The sequence below is a fragment of the Mycobacterium sp. E136 genome (assembly GCF_001666865.1).
In the GTDB taxonomy this organism is placed as follows: domain Bacteria; phylum Actinomycetota; class Actinomycetes; order Mycobacteriales; family Mycobacteriaceae; genus Mycobacterium.
The window spans coordinates 1-21,970 of the sequence record NZ_LZJE01000393.1; the positions used below are offsets into that span (position 1 = coordinate 1).

A 21,970-nucleotide genomic window follows, 5' to 3' on the forward strand; every position below is an offset into this window, starting at 1 on the left:
GGCTTGCCGAAGCCCAGCGAGTACGACACGTCGGTGTGCATGATCCTGTCGCGCACGCCCCGCGTCGGCGCCGCGGCAGGCGCCTCCAGGGCATCACGCACCGCGCGGGAGAGGCCCAGCTCAGCAGCGCCGGTGGCCGCGGCGCCGTACAGCTTGGCGACGGCCCGTGCCGTGGTCGTGCCGTTGACGGCGGGCATCTCGACGACGCGGAATTCGTCGCGGTTGAGCGCCGCGGCGTCAACCACCCCCTGGGCCAACACGAAGGCCCGCGCCACGAGGCTGGCCTTGTTCATCATCGCCAACGCGAACATCGGCGGCATCGTGTTCATGTGGAACAACAGATCCAACCGGGACAGCGCCTCGAGGCGGGCGATGCGCTCACGGTCGACGGATGCAGGAACCCCGATGAACAAATCGAGGTCGAGGGGCGCGGCGATCTCGTCGGCGAGGAATTGACCCACTGTCCGCCGCTGCGGGTCGACCTGGCGGATCAACGCCGACTCGTACCAGCCGAGGGTCACGGCGTGATAGCCGTGGCGGGTCCCAGGTGGCCATGCGGGAGCCTGTTTCGCGATCCGCGCCGACATGACGTCGGGGTCGGCGATCTCCGAGATCGTGAGCGGGGGGTCGATGGCGACCAGACCGGCCTGGTGGCTCAGCAACTGGCGCACGGTGATGTCGGCCTTGCCGGCCTGGGCGAAGTCGGGCCAGTACTCGGCGACTCTGGTGTCGTAGTCGAGGAGACCGCGCGAGGCAGCGACCGCCACGGCAAGGGAGGCAACACCTTTCGTCGTCGAAAAGACGTTGACGAGCGTGTCGCCCCGCCACGGCGACCGCGTGGATGCATCGCGGTAGCCGCCCCATAGGTCCACCACCTTGCGACCGTCGCGGTACGCCGCCACCGCCGCGCCGATTTCGCGTCCGCTGCTCAGGTTGCGGCGGAATGCGTCGGCGACCTTCCCGTAGCCCTCGTCGACGTCACCGCCGATCAGGTCGGGCGAGATTCTGGTCTTCTGCCCCATCGCGTGATGGTAGGCCGCCCGCGCCGAACGGAGCGGTCGTTCCGGTGAATGCTTCGGCTAGGCGGCCGTCTGCTTGCGGCCGCGCGACCAGTTGGCGTGCAGTCGCTGGCAATCGGCGAACCGCAGAGGGTCGGCGCCGGCGAAGTCCGGCCGCACCGCGACCGCAGCCGGGATCTCGGGCGTGCCCTCCCCCGTGATCACCAGGGTCGGCATTCCGGCGGTGTTCGCCGCCCGCAGTCCGGACGCCGAGCCGGTGATCGCGAACGCCTCGTCGGCCGACAGGCCGAGCTCCCACAGCGCGTGTCGGTGGGCCTCCGCATCGGGCATCGGTTTGACGACATCCTCGGCGGCGACCACGACCTCGACGAGGCCCTCACCGACCAGCTGGCGCACCAGCGGTTCGGCCCAGCCGCGCTGGCCGTTCACCACGACGGCCACCTGCGCACCGCCGCCGACGGCGTCCATCACGAAGTCGACGAGGCCGGCGCGCGGGGCCAGGTCCCGCTCGAGGATCAGCTCGTCGAACAGCATGGACTTGGTGTTGTAGATCTCGTCAGCCAGCAGCTTGGTCAGCACATCGGCCTCGGTGGCCACGCCGCGCTTGCGCAGTTCGGCCGCGACCCGTTGCCGCTCATCGGTGAGCGCGAGCAGTTGCCGGTAGCGCGGCACCGACCACTGGAAATCCAGTCCGTGCGCCTCGAAGGCGGCGTTGTAGGCGACCCGGTGGCCGTCGATCTCGATGTCGGTCAATGCATCGAGGTCGAACACCAGACCGCACGCCGCCCTGCGCGAACCGGGAGGCGCGCAGTCCCACCAGAACCGGCCCGCCCGCCACGTCGTCTCCTGCGTTGTCGGCATAGGTAAAGAGTGGCCGCCATCACACGCCTGGGCCTCCCCCAATCGGGGGATCATCGGTGCGGATTCCTCCCGCCACGCCCCGACAACCTGCTTCACCTGGGAAATGACGCCTCTAAGGTGGGGGGATGCCGAGCAGCCCACCGGTGCGTCTTGTGCTGGTCGACGACCACGAGATGGTCATCGAGGGCCTCAAGGCCATGCTGGCGGCGTTCTCCGACCGGGTGCAGGTCGTCGGCCAGGCCGTAGGTGCCGAACGCGCGGTCGCGGTGATCGACGATCTCGACCCGGACATCGTCCTGTGCGACGTGCGGATGCAGGGGGCGAGCGGGCTGGACCTGTGCGCCGAACTGCGCCAGCGCAACGCCGGACGCAAGATCGTCATGCTGTCGGTCTACGACGACGAGCAGTACCTGTTCCAGGCCCTCCGGGTGGGGGCGTCCGGTTATCTGCTCAAGAGCATCAGCAGCGACGAGTTGGTCCGTCAGCTGGAGTTCGTGCACCGCGGCGAAACCGCCATCGATCCGGGCATGGCGGCCAGGGCCGTCGACACCGCGGCTCGGCTGCAACGCGACGAGTTCTGGCCGGGCGCGCGCCAGGGCCTGACCCAGCGCGAGAGCGAGATCCTCTCGCTCGTCGTCAACGGGCTGTCGAACCGGGCGATCGCGGCCAAACTCGTGATCGGCGACGAGACGGTGAAGACGCACCTCAGCTCGATCTACCGCAAGCTGGGCGTCAACGACCGCACGGGCGCCGTCGCGACCGCTCTTCGCGAAGGAATCTTCAAGTGACCACGGCGCCGGGCTCATCGGACGCGGTGCACGATCTCAGCCAGTACGCGCTGGCCGCCGACCGCGAGCTGGCGCTGCTGCGCGAGCTGATCCAGGCGGCATCTAAAGGGCCGGGCGTCGAACCGCTGGCCGCCGCGGCCGCGCGGATGATCACCGCGGCGACGGCCAGCGACGTGTGCTTCGTCCACGTGCTCGACGACAGCGACCGCTCACTCACGCTGGCGGGCGCCACCCCGCCCTTCGACGCCGAGATCGGCAAGATCAGACTGCCGCTGGGACAAGGCATCTCCGGCTGGGTGGCGAGCCACCGCGAACCCGTAGTGATCACGCAGGACAAGGAGTCCGACCCGCGCTACATGCCGTTCCAGTCGCTACGGGGTTCGGACTTCACGTCGATGGTGTCGGTGCCGATGGAGACCGATCCGGGCGGCCTGGTCGGCGTGCTCAACGTGCACACCGTCGAGCGCCGCGAGTTCACCGACCGTGACGTCGAACTGCTGGTGGTGATCGGCAGGCTCATCGCGGGCGCGATGCACCAGGCCCGGCTGCACCGGCAGCTGGTGGCCCGCGAGCGCGCGCACGAGAACTTCGTCGAGCAGGTGATCCAGGCTCAGGAGCTCGAAAGGCGCCGTCTCGCAGGCGATATCCACGACGGCATCTCACAGCGGCTGGTGACGCTGTCCTACCGGCTGGACGCCGCGACCCGGTCCGACGACCCCGCGATCGTCGCCGAACAACTCGGCAAGGCGCGCGAACTCGTCGACCTGACGCTTCAGGAGGCGCGGGCGGCGATCAGCGGGCTGCGCCCGCCGGTCCTCGACGACCTCGGACTGGCCGGCGGCCTGGCCAGCCTCGCCCGGTCGATACCGCAGATCGGTATCGACGCCGACCTCGCCGAGCGCCGCCTGCCCGACCACATCGAGCTCGCCCTGTACCGGATCGCCCAGGAGTGCCTGCAGAACGTGGTCAAACACGCCAAGGCGACATCGGCGCGCCTGATGTTCACCGTCGATTCCGGTGACAACGGCGATGTCGCGCGGCTCGAGATCGTCGACGACGGAATCGGTTTCGACACTTTCGAGCATCCGCTGGGTGGCGACGACATGGGCGGCTACGGCCTGCTGTCGATGGCCGAGCGCGCCGAGATCGTCGGCGGCCGGCTCAACATCCGGTCGCGCCCGGGCGCGGGCACCGCGGTGACGGCGACCATCCCGCTGCCGTCGGTGCCGGACTAGGGCCGATCACTCCAGGGTGCAGTCCTTGGCCCGATGCTCCTCGATCGCGGCGATCACGTCTTCGGACATCTCGCGAATCGCCGCCAGCCGTTTCGGGCCGAGCACGTCGATGAACAACTCCCGCACCCGCGCGGCATTGGCGGGTGCCGACGCCTTGATCGCGTCACGCCCGGCCTCGGTCAGCACGATGTCCGGATAGCGGGCCCCTGAGTCTTCGCGGCGGATCATCCCGCGCTTCTCCATCCGGCGCAGGTGATGCGACAACCGGGTCTTCTCCCAATGCGTGGCCCTGCCCAGTTCATACGCCCGCATCCGACCCTTCGGCGCCTCGGACAGGTTGACCAGGATCTCGAAATCGGAGTCCGACAACCCGAAATCCCGCTGTAGGTGGGCCACCAAGTGACGCTCCAGCCCGTGGCGCATCGCCACGAACGCACGCCAGGCGTCCAGTTCTTCCTGCGGCAGCCGCCCATTACCAGCCATGTTTCCGATCCTACCCGATTGGGTTGACATATCAACCTAGCGCGCTACTCTGGATTGGGTTGACGTATCAACCTAAGAGGAGATGACCATGTCGCAGCAATTGATCACCGTGGTGGGGGCCACCGGCAAGCAGGGCGGCGGGCTGGCCCGAGCGATCCTCGCCGACCCGGACCGGCAGTTCCGGGCGCGCGCGATAACGCGCAACCCGCAGTCGCCGCAGGCCAAACAGCTGGCCGACGCCGGCGCGGAAGTGGTCGAGGCCGACCTCTACGACACCGCGAGCCTGGAGCGCGCGTTCGACGGCGCCTCGGCGGCGTTCGTCGTAACGAATTACTGGGCGGACCGGACGGCGCAGGAGGAGGCCGCACGCAGCCGCGCGGAATCCGAACTACACCAGGCTGAAACGGCCGCCCGCGCGGCGAAGTCCGCCGGCGTGGCACACGTCGTCTGGTCGACGCTCGAGGACACCCGTGACCACTTCGGTGAGGACGACCGGGTGCCGACGGTCGAAGGCCGATACAAGGTGCCGCACTTCGACGCCAAGGCCGAGGCTGACGGCTTCTTCACCGAATTCGGTGTGCCGACGACGTTTCTGCGCACCGCCGGGTTCTACGAGGGATTCACCGCGGACCTGCAACCGGTGCGCGCCGACAGCGGCGAACTCGTGCTCACGCTGCCCATGGCGGACCGGCCGATGGCCGCGATCGCCGTGGACGACATCGGCCGGACCGCGCTGGGCATCTTCAAGCGCGGGGCGGAATTCATCGGCGAGACGGTGAGCATCGCTGGTGACCAGTTGACCGGCGAGCAGTTCGCCGCGGAACTGTCGACGTTGCACGGCGAACCGGTGCTCTACCGTCCCCAGTCCTGGGACGAGTTGCGCGCGCTGGGCTTTCCCGGCGCAGTCGAGATAGCCAACATGTTCCAGTACTACGCCGAGGATTCCGAGCGGTTCATCGCGGTGCGCGATCTGGAGTTCGTCCGGACACTCAATCCCGATCTGCAGTCGTTCCGCGACTGGGTGGCGCGCCAGAAAGCGTGAGTAACGACTCCCGCGAGCAGACGAAAGTTGCCTATTTTCGGCGGTTTTCGGGCAACTTTGCGTCTTCTCGGCGTGCGGCGCGACGCACGCCGCGCCGTGCACCGACCGGACCTAGAAGTCCCCGGAGTTGCGGCGCAGAGTCTGGATCGAGTCGGCCAGCGCTCGCGACTCGGCGGCCGACATACCGATGTCGGCGAAGACCTCGTTGTTCAATGTCACCGTGGCGTCCTCGACCGTCGAGCGGCCGAGTTCGGTGATCTGCACCAGCGTCGTCCGGCCGTCGGTCGGATGGGGAATCCGCTCGACCAGAGCGTCGGCCTCGAGCCGTCGGATCGCGTGCGTGACGCTGGTGACGTGGACCTGCAGCCGGTCGGACGCCTTGGTGATCGGCAGTGCGCCGTTACGGGTGAACGCCAGCAACCTCAGCAGCTCGAAGCGCGAGAAGCTCAGGTCGTAGGGGCGAAGTGCGCTTTCGACGCGGGCCAGCAGGATCTGGTGGGCCCGCATCACCGACGTCACCGCCACCATGCCGTCGGCGACATCCCCCCAACCCGAACGCTGCCAATTGGCGCGGGCGAGCGCGATCGGGTCACGGTCGTCCTGCGGCGGTCGTGACGGTTCAGGGGCCACGCCTCTTCATACCGCATCGCTCGACGCGGTCCGCAGATTTCAGCGCAGCGCCTCGGCCACCGCCGCGACCACGGCGCGCGTCGACCGGCGATCGCCCACGGTGATGCGCACACCGCCGTCGGCGTACTGCCGGACGCGCACCCCCGTCGACGCGAATGCCGGTCCCCAATCTCGGCCGCGCTCCGGCACGTACACGAAGTTGGCGTTGCTCTCGGTGCTGTACACGCCCATCGACCGTAACCGCATGCGCAGGTACCGACGCTCGCTGGTGATCATCCGGATGCGTTGGCACAGCTCGGCTTCCGCGTCGAAGGACGCCGCCACCGCGACGAACGCCGTGATCGCCACACCGAACGGCAACTGCATGGTCCACAGCCGGCGGGCGAGCCGAGGTGCGCAGAAGCCGTAACCGATGCGCAGTCCGGCCAACCCGTACGCCTTCGAGAACGTCCGTAGCACTACGACATTGGGGTAGCGCGCCACCAGATCGACGGCGTCGATCCGGCATTCCGGCGCCAAGAACTCCGCGTAAGCCTCGTCGAGGAGCACCACGGTATCCGGCGACACCTTCCGCAAGAACCGCTCGAGGTCGGCGGCGGGTTCAATGGTTCCCGTCGGATTGTGCGGGCGGCACACCACCACGACGCCGGCATCGGTGGCGGCCGACGCCATCGCGTCGAGATCGTGGTGACCGTGCGCGTCCAGCGGAACGGTGACGGATCGGAGCCGCGCCATCTGCGCGAAGATCGGATATCCGTCGAACGTCGGCGAGGCCATGAGCATGGTGTCGCCTGGGCTCGTCACCGCATGCAGCACCTGCATGATCACACCGGTCGCACCGGCCCCGATGATGACCTGCTCGTCGCACAGACCCATCCGATCGGCGATCAACGAACGCAGCCGCTCGGGTAGGTACTCCGGATACCGGTTGGCCGCCTCGATCGAGGCCGTCAACGCTGCTCGCACGGAGGGCAGCGGCGGAAAGGGATTCTCGTTGAGCGACAACGCCGTCGGGTCCAGGGCGGTGGGTAGCGCGCCGACGGCCTGCGCACCGCTGTGCCTCGGGGCCGCCATCAGCCGCGGCCGCCCCAACGCACAGCGGCCGCGCCTGCGAAGTCACCGGCATGAGCGAACGCGGCCATCAGGACGACGTCACCCGACGTGAGCGTGCCAGTGCCGATCGCGCGATCCAGATTGATCGGAATGCCCGCGCCGAACAGGTTGCCGCACTCGTCGAACGTGTCGACGTGACGGTCGGCGGGAAGTTCGAGCGCATCACGCCAGTTGCGCAAGAACACCCGGTTCGGCTGATTGGTGACGAGCACGTCGAGGTCGGGTGGCTTGATCCCGATGCGGTCGCACACGGCGTACGACACCTCGGGAACCTGCCGGTTGCCCCGCGCCAGCACCTTGGTGATCTTGCTCTCGGTGAAGCCGATGTAGCCCTCGCCGGGGCCGGGCTGCCACCATTTTCGCGGCGGATCGGAGGTGACCGTCATATCGCCGGCGAACTCTCCGTACGTACGGCATTCGACATCGAGTATCGGCGACTGCTCGGACAATGCGACGAGGCCGACGGCCGCACCGTCGCCGGGCACCGCCGCCTGCGCCTTGCGCCGGACCCCCGGCTGGTCGAAAGCCTGCCCGGCGGCGTTCTGCGCGACGGCGATCAGCGCCGTGCGGCCGGCGCCGGACGACAACAGTTGTCGCGCCACCTGAAGGCCGAGCACGAACGCCGCGCAGCCGCCGTTGTGTAGATCGAGCACCCACGACGGTTTCATGCCGAGCCGGTGCGCCATGGCGCCGCCGCCTCCGTAGAACGGCACATCGGGCATCTGTGTGTGGGTGATCAACACGTCCGCGCCCGCGACCGCATCCTGGCCGTGACGCTCGATCAGGCCCGCGGCCGCCCGCTCGACCATGTCCACGGCCGTCTCGTCGGGGGCTACGTGGTGACGGAATCGCGGTGCGCGGAACATCAGGTTGTCCCGCAGGTCGTCGGATTCGGCGAACTGCGCATAGTATTCGGCGCCGATCGGTTCGCCGGGCAAATACGTCGAGACGTCGAGAAGGCTGACGGTCATCGGTTCACCTCATCCAATCGGGTGTCACGGGAAGGCCGTTGCGGTGCCGGTACTCGGCAATGGCCTTGAGATTGCGCAACTCGAGCAGATGGCCGGGCCCGAACATGTCCCAGAAGTCACCGACCCAGACCGGCCGCTCGGGCGGGGCCGTTTCCGGGTAGGGGTTTCGGTCGTAGAACGGGTGATGACAGTTCGTCCACAGCACGACCGATCCCGGCGTGTCGAGGACGACTCGTGCGTCGACGACGCGCATCAGGTAGATCATCCACAGATGCCTGCCCTGATCCCACGCGCAGTGGTAGTCCACCGTCATGGCTGCTTCGTTCGCCACCGTGCGGGTGAAAATCTGTGTCTGCGAACCCAACCGGTCGTAGGCCGCCCACAGTCCCGGTTCTTCGGTGGGCGCGAAGCCGCGCAGGCTGTACGTCCATTCCTCGAGACACCGGGTATCGGACAGGTACGCGAACAGCTCGTCAGGCGGACAGTCGACGTAGTCGTTGACGGTGCAGTACTCGCCGTAGACGTAGTCGTGTGGATAGACCGAACGCATCATCTCCATGATGATCGGCGTCGCCCTCTCACGCGGCGACGTTTCGACGCGTATCAGGCCGTCCAGCGGCTCGGCGGTGCCCCGGTGGGCCGTGATGTCGTCAAGGGCGGGTAGCGACATGGCTTGAGTTCTCCTCTGTGGCGGGCGCTTTGGTGGTGGCCTGGTCGAGAAACGCGGCGAACGGCGGAACCTCGTCGGCGGAACATTCGACGCTGACGACCGCGGGGCCGTCGGCCCGCAGCGCTGTGCTGAGCGCGTCTGGAAGCGACGCGATGTCATCGACATCGGCGCTCGGCAGTCCCGGGAACATCGCACCGATCCCCGCGCCCAGCCGACTCGGCCCAAACCGGTTGTAGCTGTAGCGATCTGAATAGAAGCGCTGCTCGCGGGTGACGCACATCGCGTGCGCATGGTTGTCGAACAGGCAGAACGTCACGGGTAGGTGGTACTCGCGTGCGGTGTGGATCTCCATGCCGTGCATGAGGAAGCTGCCGTCGCCGGCGATCACCAGCGTGCGCCTGCCCCTACCGAACGCCATTCCGATCGCGGCGCCGAAGCTGTATCCCATCCCACCCATGCCCAGCGCGACGACGAAGCGACCGTCACGGCGCGCCGCCAGGTGGTGGATCGCCGCCGCCCCGATGTTGCCCGCGTCGACGACGATGTCCACGCCGTCGGGCAGCACCGCGTCGAGCGCGATCATCGCGTCGCGGTACCGGATCCCCGGCCCGCGGTGCGTCGGCGGCCGCAGCTCGGACCGCGTCACCGTGTCGGGCACCCGCACGTGCGTAGGGCGGCCCGCACCCGACAGCGCTTCGGTGAGCGCCGCCAGCGAGCCGCGAAGATCGTCGGTGTGCACATGGGTGCACGCGAAATACGGTGGCGCGGCACCGATCGAGTACACGGGCACCGAGGCCAGTGCGTCGTCGAGACCGGCGCGGGCCGTCACCGTCATCCTGCTGCCGATCACCAGGCACACCGCGCTGCCGGCGAGTGCGGAGGCGATGTGCGGACGCCCCATCACACCGGTCACGCCGAGCGCCGACGACGAACCCATCCCCGGCGTGCCCGCCACATCCTTCGCATCGGGCACGGTGGCGACCCGGGCGCGCAGAACCGCCCGCAGCGCCTCGAGCTCTGCGCGCGCATCGTCTCGCGCGACCTGTTCACCCGCGATGATCGTGACCGGCCCCGTGGCCCGGCGCAGCGCCCGCGCGATCACCCGCGGGTCGCCCGAGCGCACCTCCGCCTGCTCACCGACCACCACGCCACCGTTGGCCGGCACCTCGCCTTGCTGAATGTCCTTGGCCAGCAGCAGGACCGACGGTCCCCGCCGGGTCCGCGCGGCCTCGATCGCGGCGGGCAGCGCGGTGACGATGTCGGCGGGCGCAGTCACCCGACGGCAGTGCACGGACACCGCCGAGAACAGCGCGTGTGCGTCGAGTGCCCCGTTGCGGCCACTGGTGTCCTGAAACGCGCCGCGGCCGTCGAGCGCGGTCGGCGACTGCCCGATCAGGGCCAGCATGGGAACTCGGCTCGCGAAGGCCTCGCCCAGCGCGGGAACGGTGTTCAGCGCACCGCCACCCGACGTCGCGGCCATCACGCCGATGCCGCAGCCACTACGGCTGTAGCCGTCGGCCATGGTCGCGGCGGAGAATTCGTGTTTGGCGAGCACGGCGTGGATGCCGGAACGGAAGAACGCCGCATCGTAGAGATCCTCGATGTTGGCGCCGTCGACACCGAAGATATGGCGCACTCCGATCGCCGCGAGGTACTCGACGATGTGGTCGACGACCCGATGGCCCATTGCTCACCTGCTTTCGGACTTCACGAATGACACGGTGCGCGGGCCGGTGGAGTTCATATGTTCAGCGAACTCACAGCGAACGCTCGAGAAGCACCTTGCCCGAGTCGGGTGAAACCAGTTGCACGGCAGCGATTTCGTCCATCTGCATCGGCGTGGTGGCGCTCGGCAACGCGGTCGCCCCGGAGAGCCCCAGCCATGTCGCCACCTGGCTGCGGCTGCCGTCATGGCCCACGACCACCATCCCCAGGTTCTGCGGCGGCGCATCGCGACGGCCCCAATCGCCGTACGTGCACGCCATGTCGATCCGGGTGCCCCAGCCGTACCCCGTCATCGAGATGGTCGCGTTGATCGGCGTCTCGGACACCTTGGCCATCTCCAGTTGCTGACCCGAGGCCGTGGGCGGTGTGCCGGCCTGCAGCCCGAATGCCTCCGGACGAACCGCGATCACGATCCCGATCGCCAGCACCGCGGCGGCCAGACCGACGGCGGCCGAGGCCAGCCACCGCGAGCGCCTGCGCCGCGTGCGCACCGTGTCGAGCAACCCGGTCAGCAGTTCGGCTGGCGGTTCGGCCCGCGCCGGGTCGAGGCCGTCGAACTCCGCGGGTTCGACCGTGCTCAGCAAGGCGGGGATGGCACTGAGTTCGGCCACGGCGGCCGCGCAGCGCTCACATGCGTCCAGATGCGCCTCGTACTCGCGGCGCTCCCCCTCGGAGAGCGATCCCAGAACGTAGGCGGCGTCCCATGTCGCGTACCGATCGTCGTCCGTCCGGCCCAGGGCCGGTTCGAATGCCGTCACGGTGTCACCCCCATCTCCTCCAGCCGGAGCTTGAGCGCACGCACCCCGTAGTGGAGCCGCGACTTCACGGTTCCTTCCGCGATGTGCAGATCGGCCGCAATCTGCGCCGTGGTCCAGCCCTGGTAATACGCGCGACTGATGACCGCGCGATGCTCCTCGGACAGTTCACCGATGGCTTCGCCGAGCATCATTCGGTTCAACGCAGCCTCCACCTCGTCGGGCCCGGGCCGGTCCGCGGTTGTTTCCATGTCGGCGGTGCCCGACTCGCTGCGGAACCGGGCACTGCGCGCTTCGTCGATGATGAGATTGCGGGCCACGGTGAACAGCCACGCCCGCGCCGATCTCGAGGCGTCGGCCGTCACCTCGGGGTGCCGCCACGCCCGCAGTAGCGTTTCCTGCACGACGTCCTCCGCCCGGGCCGTATCGCCCGTCAGCCGCACCGCATAACGCCAGATCGCGGCGGCGTGCTCCGCGTAGAGCACCCGCATCACGGTCGCTTCCGGGTCGTCCAATATCAACCTCCGCTTTAGACACGAGGTTGGCGGTCATCCGGTTCAGTATCGGCGCTGCGCCCTCACAGCGGGACGGAGTTGCGCCGGGCGCCGGCCTGACTGTCGGCGAACCGCTCATGGAGGGTGCGCAGTACCGCTGCGCATGCCGCACGCTCGGCCGGGTCGATGTGGTCCAGCACCCGGGCGAGTTCGCGGCGACGACGAGCGGTGACCTGCCGGACCAGTTTGCGGCCCTGGGCGGTCAGTTCCAGGGTGACGACGCTGCGGTTCGACGGATCCGAACCGCGCACCAGGTGACCCGATGCATGCAGCCGGTCGGCCAGCCGCGTCACCGTGGATCCGACCACGCCGAGCGCCCTGGCGCATTCCGTCGATGTCGACCGGCCATGCTGCTGCAGCACCGCCAGCAACCGGAACTGCGGCAGCGAGACGTCGACCTCGTCCACACTGCGCAGTGCAAGGCCCACGAGGTCCCTGGCCGCCACCTCGAACGCCGTCAGCTCTTCCTTCGGCGTCTTGGTCACATCGGTATTCCGCGCGGATGCATGCCGAAAGTATCGCACGCAGGCGCGGCCACTCAGCACGGCCGACGTCGAGGTATTGCGTTTTGCAAGCCTTGCATAATGCAAGAGGATGGGGCACACTGGATTCTTGACTGGTTCAAGTATCCGGAGGGCCGCATGTCCGTGACTCGTTGGCACGACGACCTGCGCGCCGCGGGGTTGCGTATCACCAAGCCCCGACTCGCGGTGCTCGCCGAGGTGCAGAAGCATCCGCACGCCGACGTGGAAGAGATCGCCGCCAGAGCGCGCCGGCGCATCGGATCGCTTTCGACACAAGCGGTTTACGACGTGCTCTACGCCCTCACCGGCGCGGGCCTGTTACGCCGGGTCGAGCCTGCCGGCTCACGCGCCCGCTTCGAACTGCAAACCGGCGACAACCATCACCACGTGGTCTGTCGATCGTGCGGAGCCATCGACGACGTCGACTGCGCCACCGGGCGCGCCCCGTGCCTACAGGTCGACGGCGCGACCGGCTACGCGATCGACGAGGCCGAGGTGACTTTCTGGGGCCTGTGCCCCGACTGCAAAGGCAGCACACAACCCACCTGAATGGAGATTCCCATGACCGCTTCACAATTCGGTTCCACGACCGGCACCGGCGCACCGGCGTTCAGCGACCGCAACACCCTCAGCGTCGGCCCCAACGGGCCACTCGTCCTGCACGACGTGCATTTCCTGGAGCAGATGGCGCACTTCAACCGTGAACGGGTACCCGAACGCAGCCCGCACGCAAAGGGATCGGGCGCCTTCGGCGTTTTCACGGCCACCGAGGACGTCTCGCAGTTCACCAAGGCCGCACTGTTTCAGAAGAACACCACAACCGATATGTTGATCCGGTTCTCGACCGTGGCCGGTGAGCAGGGCAGCCCGGACACGTGGCGCGACGTGCGCGGCTACTCGATGAAGTTCTACACCTCCGAAGGCAACTACGACCTCGTCGGCAACAACACGCCGATCTTCTTCGTGCGCGACCCGATGAAGTTCCCCCACTTCATCCGCAGCCAGAAGCGGCTGCCCGACTCCGGCCTGCGATCCTCGCAGATGCAGTGGGATTTCTGGAGCCTGAACCCCGAGTCGGCCCACCAGGTGACCTACCTGATGGGTGAGCGCGGCCTGCCGCGGACCTGGCGCCACATGAACGGCTACGGCTCGCACACCTACATGTGGGTCAACGCCGCCGGCGAGAAGTTCTGGGTGAAGTACCACTTCCACACCGACCAGGGTCTGGAGTTCCTCACCAACGCCGAGGCCGCCGCCCTGGCCGGTGAGGACAGCGACTTTCACCGCCGGGACCTCTTCGATGCGATCAACCGCGGCGAGCACCCGAGCTGGCGGCTTTCGGTGCAGGTGATGCCCTACGCCGAGGCGGCCGACTACCGGTTCAACCCGTTCGACCTGACCAAGGTGTGGCCGCACGCGGACTACCCGCTGATCCCGGTCGGCACATTCACGCTCAACCGCAACCCGGAGAACTTCTTCGCCCAGATCGAACAGGCGGCGTTCTCCCCGGGCAACACGGTGCCGGGTGTCGGGCTGTCGCCGGACAAGATGCTGCTCGGTCGCGCGTTCGCCTACAGCGACGCGCAGCGCAACCGCATCGGCACCAACTTCCACCAGCTGCCGATCAACCAGCCGCGCGACGGTGTTGCGATGAACTCCTACATGTTCGACGGCCAGATGGCCTACCACCACTCGGGCGCGGCACCGGTGTATGCGCCCAACAGCGGCGGACGGCCGTGGTCGGACACCACCGGCCCGGCCGAGGACGGTTGGGAGGCAGACGCCGAACTGGTGCGCTCGGCCTACTCGCTGCACGCCGAGGACGACGACTTCGGCCAGGCCGGCACGCTGGTGCGCAAAGTGTGGAACGACGCGCAACGCACCGCGGCCGTCGAGACGATAGCGGGCAGCCTCGAGGGGGTCACCGGCGACGTGCTCGACCGGTCGCTGGACTACTGGCGCAGGGTCGACGACGACCTCGGGGCCGGCATCGAGAAGGTCGTGCGCGGTGACGCCGCGAGCCGGCCGGTCCAAGGCATGGGCGAGGGCTGACGCCCGGTGAGCGGCCTACTGCGTGAGGATGCGCGGTCCGTCTTCCGTGGCGGCCACCGTGTGCTCCCAGTGCGCCGCACGCGAACCGTCCGCGGTGATGACGGTCCACTCGTCGTCGAGGACCACCGTCTTGGTGGTGCCGAGCGTGAGCATCGGCTCGATGGCCAACACCGAGCCGACCGCCAGGTACGGCCCGCGGCCCGGGGCACCCTCGTTGGGCAGGAACGGGTCCATGTGCATCTCGCGTCCGATGCCGTGGCCGCCGTAGCCGTCCACGATGCCGAACGCGCGGCCGTACCGTTTCTCGGCGGCGCGCGTCGCGGTCTCGATGGCGTGCGAAACGTCGGTGAGCCGGTTGCCGGGCACCATCGCCGCGGCACCGGCCTCCATGGCCTCCTTGGTCGCCTGCGATAACGCCTCGTCGACCGGGATCAGCGTCCCGACCCCGAACGTGATCGCCGAATCCCCATGCCAGCCGTCGACGATCGCCCCGCAGTCGATGGACACCAGGTCCCCGGGCGCGAGGGTTTCGTCCGAGGACGGAATGCCATGCACCACACGGTCATTGACCGAGGAGCAGATGCTGGCCGGATATTCGTGGTATCCGAGGAACGACGGCACGCCGCCGCCGTCGCGGATCACCGACTCGGCGATCTCGTCGAGCGCCAGCGTCGATACCCCGGGAGCCGCGGCTTCACGCACCGCCGCCAGCGCGGAGGCCACCAGGGCTCCGGCGACCGCCATCGCGTCGAGTTCACCGGGGGTGCGCTGCGGAACGACCTTGCGGCCGCGCAGGCCTATCAGGCCCATACCGGACTACTTACCGAGCGCCTGCAGCGCCCGCGCGAACACCTCGTCCAGGCCGCCGACCGCGTCGACCTGCTGCAGATTGTTGCCGCTGTAGTACTCCAACAGCGGGTAGGTCTCGTCACGGTAGACCTGCATGCGGTTGCGGATCACGTCTTCGGTGTCGTCTTCGCGGCCGCGGGACTTGAGCCGCTTGAACAGCTCGTCCTCGGAGACCTTGAACTCCAGCACCGCGTCGAGCTTGGTGTTGTGGCGTTTGAGCATCTCGTCGAGGGCCTTGGCCTGCTCCACCGAGCGCGGGTAGCCGTCGAGGATGAATCCGTCGGCGGCGTCGGCCTGTTCGATGCGGTCCTCGACGAGCTTGTTGGTCAGCTCCGAGGGCACCAGATCGCCGGCGTCGAGGTACCTCTTGGCCTCCACACCCAGCGGTGTGCCGTCGCCGATGTTCTTGCGGAAGAGGTCACCGGTCGAGATCTGCGGGATCCCGAGCTTCTCGGAGAGCTTCTGTGCCTGTGTGCCCTTGCCGGCGCCGGGCGGTCCGAGCAGAACGACTCTCACTTCAGGAACCCTTCGTAATTACGCTGCATCAGCTGGCTCTCGATCTGTTTCACGGTATCCAAGCCGACGCCGACCAGGATCAGAACGCCCACACCACCGAACGGCAGGTTCTGCACCGGCCCGCTGCTCCCGACGGAGAGGAACAGGTTGGGCAGGACCGCGATCAAACCCAGGTAGATCGAACCTGGCAGGGTGATCCGGCTCAGCACGTAGCGCAGGTAGTCCGCGGTCGGCTTGCCTGGCCGGATGCCGGGGATGAAGCCGCCGAACTTCTTCATCTCGTCGGCCCGCTCATCGGGGTTGAACGTGATGGACACGTAGAAGTAGGTGAAGAACACAATCAGCCCGAAGTAGATCGCGATGTAGGCCGGGCTGCTCGGGTCGGTCAGGTAGCTCGCGACGAAAGTGCTCCACCAGCTGTTGCTGTTCGGGTTGGAGCTCCCACTCTGGATTAGCTGCGTGATGAGCTGCGGGATGTATATCAGCGACGAGGCGAAGATCACCGGGATGACGCCGGCCTGGTTGACCTTCAACGGTAGATACGTCGACGTGCCGCCGTACATCTTGCGGCCGACCATCCGTTTGGCGTACTGGACGGGGATCCGGCGCTGGCCCTGTTCGACGAACACCACGCCGATGATGATCGCCAACGCGCCCGCGCAGACCAGGGCGAAGACCAGCCCGCCGCGGCTGTCGAGGATGGTCTTGCCCTCGGCCGGAATCGCGGAGGCGATGCTCGCGAAGATGATCAGCGACATGCCGTTGCCGATGCCGCGCTCGGTGACCAGCTCACCCATCCACATCACCAGCGCCGCGCCCGCGGTCATCACGAGCACCATCACGACGAGCGTGAAGATGTTCAGACCCTCGTGCTGGCCCTGGATGATGTCCAGCGAGCAGCCCTGAAGCAGGCCGCCGTTCGCGGCGAGCGCCACGATGCTGGTGCTCTGCAGGATCGCCAGCGCGATGGCCAGATAGCGCGTGTACTGCGTCATCTTGGCCTGACCGGACTGGCCTTCCTTACGCAGCTGCTCGAACCGCGGGATCACCACCGTCAGCAGCTGCACGATGATGCTCGCGGTGATGTAGGGCATCACACCGACGGCGAACACCGACAGGCGCAGGAGCGCGCCGCCGGAGAACAGGTTGATCAGCGAGTAGATCTGCCCGGACTCACCGCCGGTGACCTCCGCGACGCACTGCTGCACATTCGGGTAGTTCACCCCGGGAGACGGGATCGAGGCACCGACCCGGTAAAGGATCACGATGCCCAGGGTGAACAGGATCTTTCGCCTCAGGTCGACCGTCCTGAGTGAAGAGATGAAAGCCGAAAGCACTCTTCCTCCTGCGCAGCCGGCCTGTTGATCGCGGCGTGCGGATGGGGCTGGATTCGACCAGCGTCTTGGTTAAGTCGTGTGCGGACCCCCGTCAAGCGCGCAGCCTGCAGAGTCACCCGTCAAACAGTCTACGAGAGTAACAGTTGGGACCCCGTTGGCCCGCATCCCGCTGATCGTCCGGCCCTCACAGCGTCTTCTCAGCCCGGGAACATAACGTGGACCCAATCTCGTTATATCCACTAATTAATAACGTCAGGAGCGATAGATGGCACGTAGCGACAACGACACCTGGGACCTCGCATCGAGCGTCGGCGCCACCGCGACGATGGTCGCGGCCGCGCGGGCGATCGCCAGCACCGGCGACGACCCGCTGATCTCCGACCCCTACGCCGAACCGTTGGTGCGCGCCGTCGGTGTCGACTTCTTCACGCGCCTCGCCAGCGGCGAGCTCAAGCTCGAGGATCTCGACACGGACAACGCGGCGGTCGGTATGGCGCGGATGACCGACAACATGGCGGTGCGCACCAAATTCTTCGACGAGTTCTTTCTCGCCGCCACCGGAGGTGGCGATTCAACGGGAACGGGCGAGGCGGGCATCCGACAGGCAGTGATCCTGGCGTCGGGTCTCGACGCGCGGGCGTACCGGTTGGCCTGGCCGGCCGGGACCACGGTCTACGAGATCGACCAGCCCGAGGTCATCGCGTTCAAGAGCCAGACGCTGGCCGACATCGGCGCAGAGCCGACCGCGCAGCGCCGTGCCGTGGCCATCGACCTGCGGTTCGACTGGCCGGACGCGCTGAAAGCCGCCGGTTTCGATCCGGCCCTTCCGACGGCATGGAGCGCCGAGGGGCTGCTGGGTTACCTGCCGCCGGAGGCGCAGGACAAGCTGCTCGACACGATCTCCGAGCTGAGCGCACCCGGCAGCCGGGTGGCGGTCGAGAGCGGCCCGGCGAGCACAGATCCCGCCGACCGCGAGAAGGTGCTGGCGCGGATGCAGGAGTCGGCGCAGCGGTGGCGCGAGCACGGGTTCGAACTCGACTTCGCCGATCTGATCTACCTCGGCGACCGCAACGAGGCAGGTGCCTATCTCGAGGAGCGGGGCTGGCACCTGACGCGGCGGACGGTCGGTGAGCTGCTGGCCGAAAGCGGTCTGCCGCAGCTGCCCGACGATGACGAGGTCAGGTTCGGCGAGCTGCAGTACGTCACGGGGATACTCGAGGGATGAGCCGGACGGATTCGGACAGCTGGGATCTGGCGTCGAGCGTGGGCACCACGGCCACGATGGTCGCGGCCGCCCGCGCGATCGCCAGCCGCGAGGAGGATCCGCTGTTCGACGATCCGTACGCCGCTCCCCTGGTGCGCGCGGTCGGCATCGACTTCTTCACGGGCCTGGTCGACGGCGGCATCGAGGGCAACGACATCGACGGCGCCGGAGCGGACTTCATGGCGAAGATGATCGCGGTGCGCACGCGGTTCTTCGACGACTTCTTCGCAGACGCGACGAGCGCGGGCATCCGGCAGGCGGTGATCCTGGCGTCCGGTCTGGACTCGCGGTCCTACCGGTTGCCGTGGCCACCCGGGACCATCGTCTACGAAATCGACCAGCCGCAGGTGATCGAGTTCAAGGCTTCGACGATGTCGTCACTGGGGGCCACGCCGTCGGCCGAGCTGCGCACGGTCGGTGTCGACTTACGTGACGACTGGCCGAAAGCACTGCGGGACAGCGGTTTCGATCCGGCACAGCCCACAGCGTGGAGCGCCGAGGGGCTGCTCGTTTACCTGCCACCCGAGGCGCAAGACCGGCTGTTCGACGACATCGGGGCGCTGAGCGCACCGAGCAGCAAGCTGGCCACCGAATATCATCCCGACGCCGCGGCGACGATCGGCGAACGCAGCAAGGCGATCAGCAAGCAGTGGGGCGACAACGGCGCGCACCTCGACATATCGCACCTGTTTTATGCGGGCGAGCGCCGCCACGTCGGCGAATATCTCACCGAACACGGATGGCAGGTCTCGACGAGAAACCGGCCCGAGGTGTTCGCGGGATACGGCCGCACGTTTCCCGACACCGATCTGCTTGCCCCGATGCGGGATTCGCTGGCGATCATCGCAACCCGAAACTGAGGAGCACGAATGGCACGCACCGACAACGACACCTGGGACCTGGCTTCCAGCGTCGGCTCGACCGCGACGATGGTCGCCGCACAACGCGTGTTGAGCCACCGCGAGGGCTTGATCGACGACCCGTACGCCGAACCTCTGGTGCGCGCGGTCGGTCTGGACTTCTTCGTGCGCGCGCTCGACGGCGAGATATCGCTGAACGCGATCGATGCCCGGTTCAACACGCGGCGGGCCGCCGAGGGCATGGGCGTGCGCACCCGCCATTTCGACCGCATGTTCACCGACGCCGCGGATGCGGGTGTCCGCCAGGCGGTGATCCTGGCCTCCGGGCTCGACGCCCGCGCCTACCGCCTGCCGTGGCCGGCAGGCACCACCGTCTTCGAACTCGACCAGCCAGACGTCATCGCCTTCAAGACCAATACGCTGGCGGCGCTGGGGGCCGAGCCGACGGCGGACCGACGGGCGTTGGCGATCGACCTGCGCGAGGACTGGCCGAAAGCCCTGCTGGACAACGGTTTCGACCCGACGAAGCCGACGGCGTGGAGCGCGGAGGGGCTGCTGATCTACCTGCCGCCCGAGGCCCAGGATCTGCTGTTCGACCGGATCGACGAGCTGAGCGCGCCGGGCAGCCGGCTCGCGACCGAGCACATCCCCGACGTCAGCATGTTCGCCGACGAGCGCTCGCGCGAGATCGCGGAGCGCTTACAGGCATACGGGCAGAACATCGAGATGGGTGAGCTCATCTATCACGGCGAACGCAACGACGTCGTCGAGTATCTCACCGACCGCGGCTGGGACGTCACGACGCAGAAGATGCCAGATGCCTACGCCGCCAACGGTTTCACATTCGACGAGGACAGCACCATCGGGTTGTTCACCGACATGAGCTACCTGTCGGCGATCAAGCGCTGACTCAGAACCGGTGCTCGCCCAGCCACAACGCGCCCAGCCCGGTGAACGATCGCTCCGTCTGATCGACCAATTGCATCACCGACCGCCCCAGCATCCCGACCACGGCATCGGGCAGCGACGCCGCGGGCTGTGACGACGGCTTGGGTCGCAGCCGGTCCATCAGCGACGAACCGGGATACGACACGATGCGCGCTTCGGCCTCGGCGTCCATCCCCGCCAGCACCTTGGCCCGCGTGATCGCGGTGCGAAGGCCGCCGAGGTGGTCGACCAAACCGCGGTCGTGTGCGTCCGCGCCGGTCCACACCCGGCCGCGCGCTACGGCGTCGACGTCCTCGACGCTCATCTTGCGGCCCACCGCGACCCGCTCGATGAAATCGGTGTAGAGCAGGTCGGCCTCGGCCTCCACGAGCGCGCGCTGTTCGTCGGTGAACGGTTCGTTGAGCGACCACGCGTCGGCGTTGCGGTTGGTGCGTACCGTGCCGGAGCCGACGCCGAGGCGGCCCTTGAGTTCGCGGGCGACGAGCTTGCCCGCCAGCACGCCGATCGACCCGGTGATGGTGCCGGGATTGGCCACGATCTCGTCGGCGGCCATCGACACGTAATAGCCGCCCGACGCGGCGACCGCACCCATCGACGCGACCACCGGCTTGCCCTTGTCACGGGCCCGCTGCACTTCGCGCCAAATGGTTTCCGATCCGGTGACCGAACCGCCTGGGCTGTCGACCCGCAGCACGATCGCCGAGACATCGTCGGAGGACGCGGCCTCACGAAGCGCCGCGGCGATCGTGTCTCCGCCTGCGCTGGAACCACCGATCGGCAGTGGCTGCGTGCCGCCGCGGCCACTGACGATCGCGCCGTGCAGCGTGACGACGGCGATCGTGGCCTTCTTCCGGCCCGGGATCGGCGGCGCCGGAAGGCTCTGACGCCCGGCCGTGGCCCGCGCGTACCGCGACAGGAACAGCCGCGGCGGTGCGTCGTCGGCGTCCGCATCCGCCCCGGGCGTGAAGTCCGGTGCGCCAACCAGTTCGGCGATGCGGGCGTAGGCCTCATCGCGGAAACCGACGCGGTCGATCAGCCCGCCCGCCAGGGCGTCGTCACGAAGCAACGGCGCCTTGTCGGCGAGGGCGTCGATCTCCTTGGCCTCCAGGTGGCGCGATTGTGCGACCGCCTCCAGCACCTGACCGTGCAGGCTTTGGATCAACCGCTCGTCGGCCTCACGATGGGCGTCGGTATAGCGGTCCTCGGTGAAACGGTTTGCGGCAGACTTGTATTCACCACGCGCGACGAACTGTGCCTCAAGTCCGATCTTGTCGAACGCGCCCCGAAGGAACGTCGCGTTCGTCGCGAATCCCACCAGGCCGACGGTGCCCGCCGGTTGCATCCAAACCTCGCGGAACGCCGACGCCAGGTAGTACGACAGGGTGCCCGGATAGGTTTCGGCCCACGCCAGTGACGGTTTGGCGTCGCTGAACGCGGAGATCGCCGACCGCAGTTCCTGCACCGCGCCCGGCGACGCGGCCGGCAGCTGCACGCGCGCGACCAACCCGGCGACCCGGTCGTCGTCCGCCGCGCGGTGGATCGCGGCGACGGCCTCACCCAACAACAGCGGCTTGCCCGCTCCGGATATCAACGCGAGCGGATCGAACCCGCCCGTCTCGTTCGGCACGGACGTCAGATCGAGTTCGAGCACACATCCGTTCGGGACACCGTTGTGGCGGGCGGTGTCGATGCGCCGGGCCAGTGCGCGTACATCGGCCAGACCGGGCAGTCCGGACATGCCGGGGAGGAAGGCGAGCATGGTTCGAGCGTACCG

At 67.9% G+C, this 21,970-nt stretch carries 23 protein-coding genes; 8 read left to right on the forward strand and 15 right to left on the reverse strand.

The window, feature by feature from the left end:
- Both A5698_RS26570 and A5698_RS26575 read right to left on the reverse strand, forming a co-directional pair.
- The coding region (locus A5698_RS26570; protein WP_068303232.1) for a serine hydrolase domain-containing protein at positions 1-1,022 on the reverse strand (1,022 nt) is incomplete at its 3' end.
- A 57-nt stretch (positions 1,023-1,079) separates the two neighbouring features.
- The gene (locus tag A5698_RS26575; protein WP_068303235.1) at positions 1,080-1,880 is read right to left on the reverse strand and encodes an HAD hydrolase-like protein; all 801 of its coding nucleotides are present in this window, start codon (positions 1,878-1,880) and stop codon (positions 1,080-1,082) included.
- 125 nt (positions 1,881-2,005) lie between these two features.
- Between A5698_RS26575 and A5698_RS26580 the strand changes: the two genes are divergently transcribed.
- Positions 2,006-2,668 (forward strand): response regulator, encoded by a 663-nt coding sequence (locus tag A5698_RS26580; protein WP_067298479.1) that lies wholly within the window; start codon positions 2,006-2,008, stop codon positions 2,666-2,668.
- A 26-nt stretch (positions 2,669-2,694) separates the two neighbouring features.
- A complete protein-coding gene (locus tag A5698_RS26585) occupies positions 2,695-3,903 on the forward strand; it encodes a GAF domain-containing sensor histidine kinase (RefSeq protein ID WP_156670911.1) in 1,209 nt (402 codons plus the stop codon).
- A 6-nt stretch (positions 3,904-3,909) separates the two neighbouring features.
- Here the strand turns inward: A5698_RS26585 and A5698_RS26590 are convergent, their stop codons facing one another.
- Entirely contained in the window at positions 3,910-4,386 is a 477-nt protein-coding gene (locus A5698_RS26590; RefSeq protein ID WP_068303240.1) for a MarR family winged helix-turn-helix transcriptional regulator, read from the reverse strand.
- Positions 4,387-4,474: 88 nt separating this feature from the next.
- Between A5698_RS26590 and A5698_RS26595 the strand changes: the two genes are divergently transcribed.
- A complete protein-coding gene (locus tag A5698_RS26595) occupies positions 4,475-5,428 on the forward strand; it encodes an NmrA/HSCARG family protein (RefSeq protein WP_231967565.1) in 954 nt (317 codons plus the stop codon).
- Between the two features lie 111 nt (positions 5,429-5,539).
- Here the strand turns inward: A5698_RS26595 and A5698_RS26600 are convergent, their stop codons facing one another.
- From A5698_RS26600 to A5698_RS29675, 8 genes are all read right to left on the reverse strand, one after another.
- Positions 5,540-6,058: a MarR family winged helix-turn-helix transcriptional regulator gene (locus tag A5698_RS26600; RefSeq protein ID WP_068303246.1), complete on the reverse strand. Its 519-nt coding sequence runs from the start codon at positions 6,056-6,058 to the stop codon at positions 5,540-5,542.
- Positions 6,059-6,097: 39 nt separating this feature from the next.
- On the reverse strand, positions 6,098-7,132 hold the full coding sequence (locus tag A5698_RS26605; protein ID WP_068303336.1) for a pyridoxal phosphate-dependent aminotransferase: 1,035 nt from the start codon (positions 7,130-7,132) through the stop codon (positions 6,098-6,100).
- Entirely contained in the window at positions 7,132-8,142 is a 1,011-nt protein-coding gene (locus A5698_RS26610) for a 3-oxoacyl-ACP synthase III family protein (RefSeq protein WP_068303249.1), read from the reverse strand. The genes A5698_RS26605 and A5698_RS26610 overlap by 1 nt, the downstream gene beginning before the upstream one ends.
- Before the next feature lie 4 nt (positions 8,143-8,146).
- Positions 8,147-8,812 carry a hypothetical protein gene (locus A5698_RS26615; RefSeq protein WP_068303252.1) on the reverse strand — a complete coding sequence of 222 codons (666 nt, stop codon included), beginning with the start codon at positions 8,810-8,812 and terminating at the stop codon, positions 8,147-8,149.
- Positions 8,793-10,499 carry a thiamine pyrophosphate-binding protein gene (locus tag A5698_RS26620; protein WP_068303255.1) on the reverse strand — a complete coding sequence of 569 codons (1,707 nt, stop codon included), beginning with the start codon at positions 10,497-10,499 and terminating at the stop codon, positions 8,793-8,795. Before A5698_RS26620 ends, A5698_RS26615 begins: the two co-directional genes overlap by 20 nt.
- A gap of 70 nt (positions 10,500-10,569) precedes the next feature.
- Complete coding sequence (locus A5698_RS26625; RefSeq protein ID WP_068303258.1) at positions 10,570-11,295, reverse strand: anti-sigma factor family protein; 726 nt, start codon at positions 11,293-11,295, stop codon at positions 10,570-10,572.
- Positions 11,292-11,807: a sigma-70 family RNA polymerase sigma factor gene (locus tag A5698_RS26630; RefSeq protein ID WP_067298470.1), complete on the reverse strand. Its 516-nt coding sequence runs from the start codon at positions 11,805-11,807 to the stop codon at positions 11,292-11,294. Before A5698_RS26630 ends, A5698_RS26625 begins: the two co-directional genes overlap by 4 nt.
- Before the next feature lie 62 nt (positions 11,808-11,869).
- A complete protein-coding gene (locus A5698_RS29675; protein ID WP_064400540.1) occupies positions 11,870-12,331 on the reverse strand; it encodes a MarR family winged helix-turn-helix transcriptional regulator in 462 nt (153 codons plus the stop codon).
- 156 nt (positions 12,332-12,487) lie between these two features.
- On the opposite strand from A5698_RS29675, the gene A5698_RS26640 reads away from it, so the two are divergent.
- Positions 12,488-12,919: a Fur family transcriptional regulator gene (locus A5698_RS26640; protein WP_068303339.1), complete on the forward strand. Its 432-nt coding sequence runs from the start codon at positions 12,488-12,490 to the stop codon at positions 12,917-12,919.
- Between the two features lie 12 nt (positions 12,920-12,931).
- On the forward strand, positions 12,932-14,422 hold the full coding sequence (locus A5698_RS26645) for a catalase (protein ID WP_156670910.1): 1,491 nt from the start codon (positions 12,932-12,934) through the stop codon (positions 14,420-14,422).
- A 15-nt stretch (positions 14,423-14,437) separates the two neighbouring features.
- On the opposite strand, the gene map is transcribed toward A5698_RS26645, so the two are convergent.
- The 3 genes from map to secY are packed head-to-tail and all read right to left on the reverse strand — an operon-like array spanning position 14,438 to position 17,124.
- Entirely contained in the window at positions 14,438-15,232 is a 795-nt protein-coding gene (gene map / locus A5698_RS26650) for a type I methionyl aminopeptidase (RefSeq protein ID WP_068303262.1), read from the reverse strand.
- A 6-nt stretch (positions 15,233-15,238) separates the two neighbouring features.
- Complete coding sequence (locus tag A5698_RS26655; RefSeq protein WP_067091090.1) at positions 15,239-15,787, reverse strand: adenylate kinase; 549 nt, start codon at positions 15,785-15,787, stop codon at positions 15,239-15,241.
- Positions 15,784-17,124 carry a preprotein translocase subunit SecY gene (gene secY, locus A5698_RS26660; protein ID WP_067298467.1) on the reverse strand — a complete coding sequence of 447 codons (1,341 nt, stop codon included), beginning with the start codon at positions 17,122-17,124 and terminating at the stop codon, positions 15,784-15,786. The genes A5698_RS26655 and secY overlap by 4 nt, the downstream gene beginning before the upstream one ends.
- A 265-nt stretch (positions 17,125-17,389) precedes the next feature.
- Here secY and A5698_RS26665 point away from each other — a divergent pair, with 265 nt between their 5' ends.
- The 3 genes from A5698_RS26665 to A5698_RS26675 are packed head-to-tail and all read left to right on the forward strand — an operon-like array spanning position 17,390 to position 20,157.
- Positions 17,390-18,349 (forward strand): class I SAM-dependent methyltransferase, encoded by a 960-nt coding sequence (locus tag A5698_RS26665; RefSeq protein WP_068303265.1) that lies wholly within the window; start codon positions 17,390-17,392, stop codon positions 18,347-18,349.
- Positions 18,346-19,248 (forward strand): class I SAM-dependent methyltransferase, encoded by a 903-nt coding sequence (locus tag A5698_RS26670; protein ID WP_068303267.1) that lies wholly within the window; start codon positions 18,346-18,348, stop codon positions 19,246-19,248. The genes A5698_RS26665 and A5698_RS26670 overlap by 4 nt, the downstream gene beginning before the upstream one ends.
- Positions 19,249-19,257: 9 nt before the next feature.
- Positions 19,258-20,157, forward strand: coding sequence for a class I SAM-dependent methyltransferase (locus A5698_RS26675; protein WP_068303274.1), 900 nt, complete (start codon positions 19,258-19,260; stop codon positions 20,155-20,157).
- Position 20,158: 1 nt separating this feature from the next.
- On the opposite strand, the gene sppA is transcribed toward A5698_RS26675, so the two are convergent.
- Positions 20,159-21,955, reverse strand: coding sequence for a signal peptide peptidase SppA (sppA, locus tag A5698_RS26680; protein WP_068303277.1), 1,797 nt, complete (start codon positions 21,953-21,955; stop codon positions 20,159-20,161).
- Between the last annotated feature and the right edge of the window lie 15 nt (positions 21,956-21,970).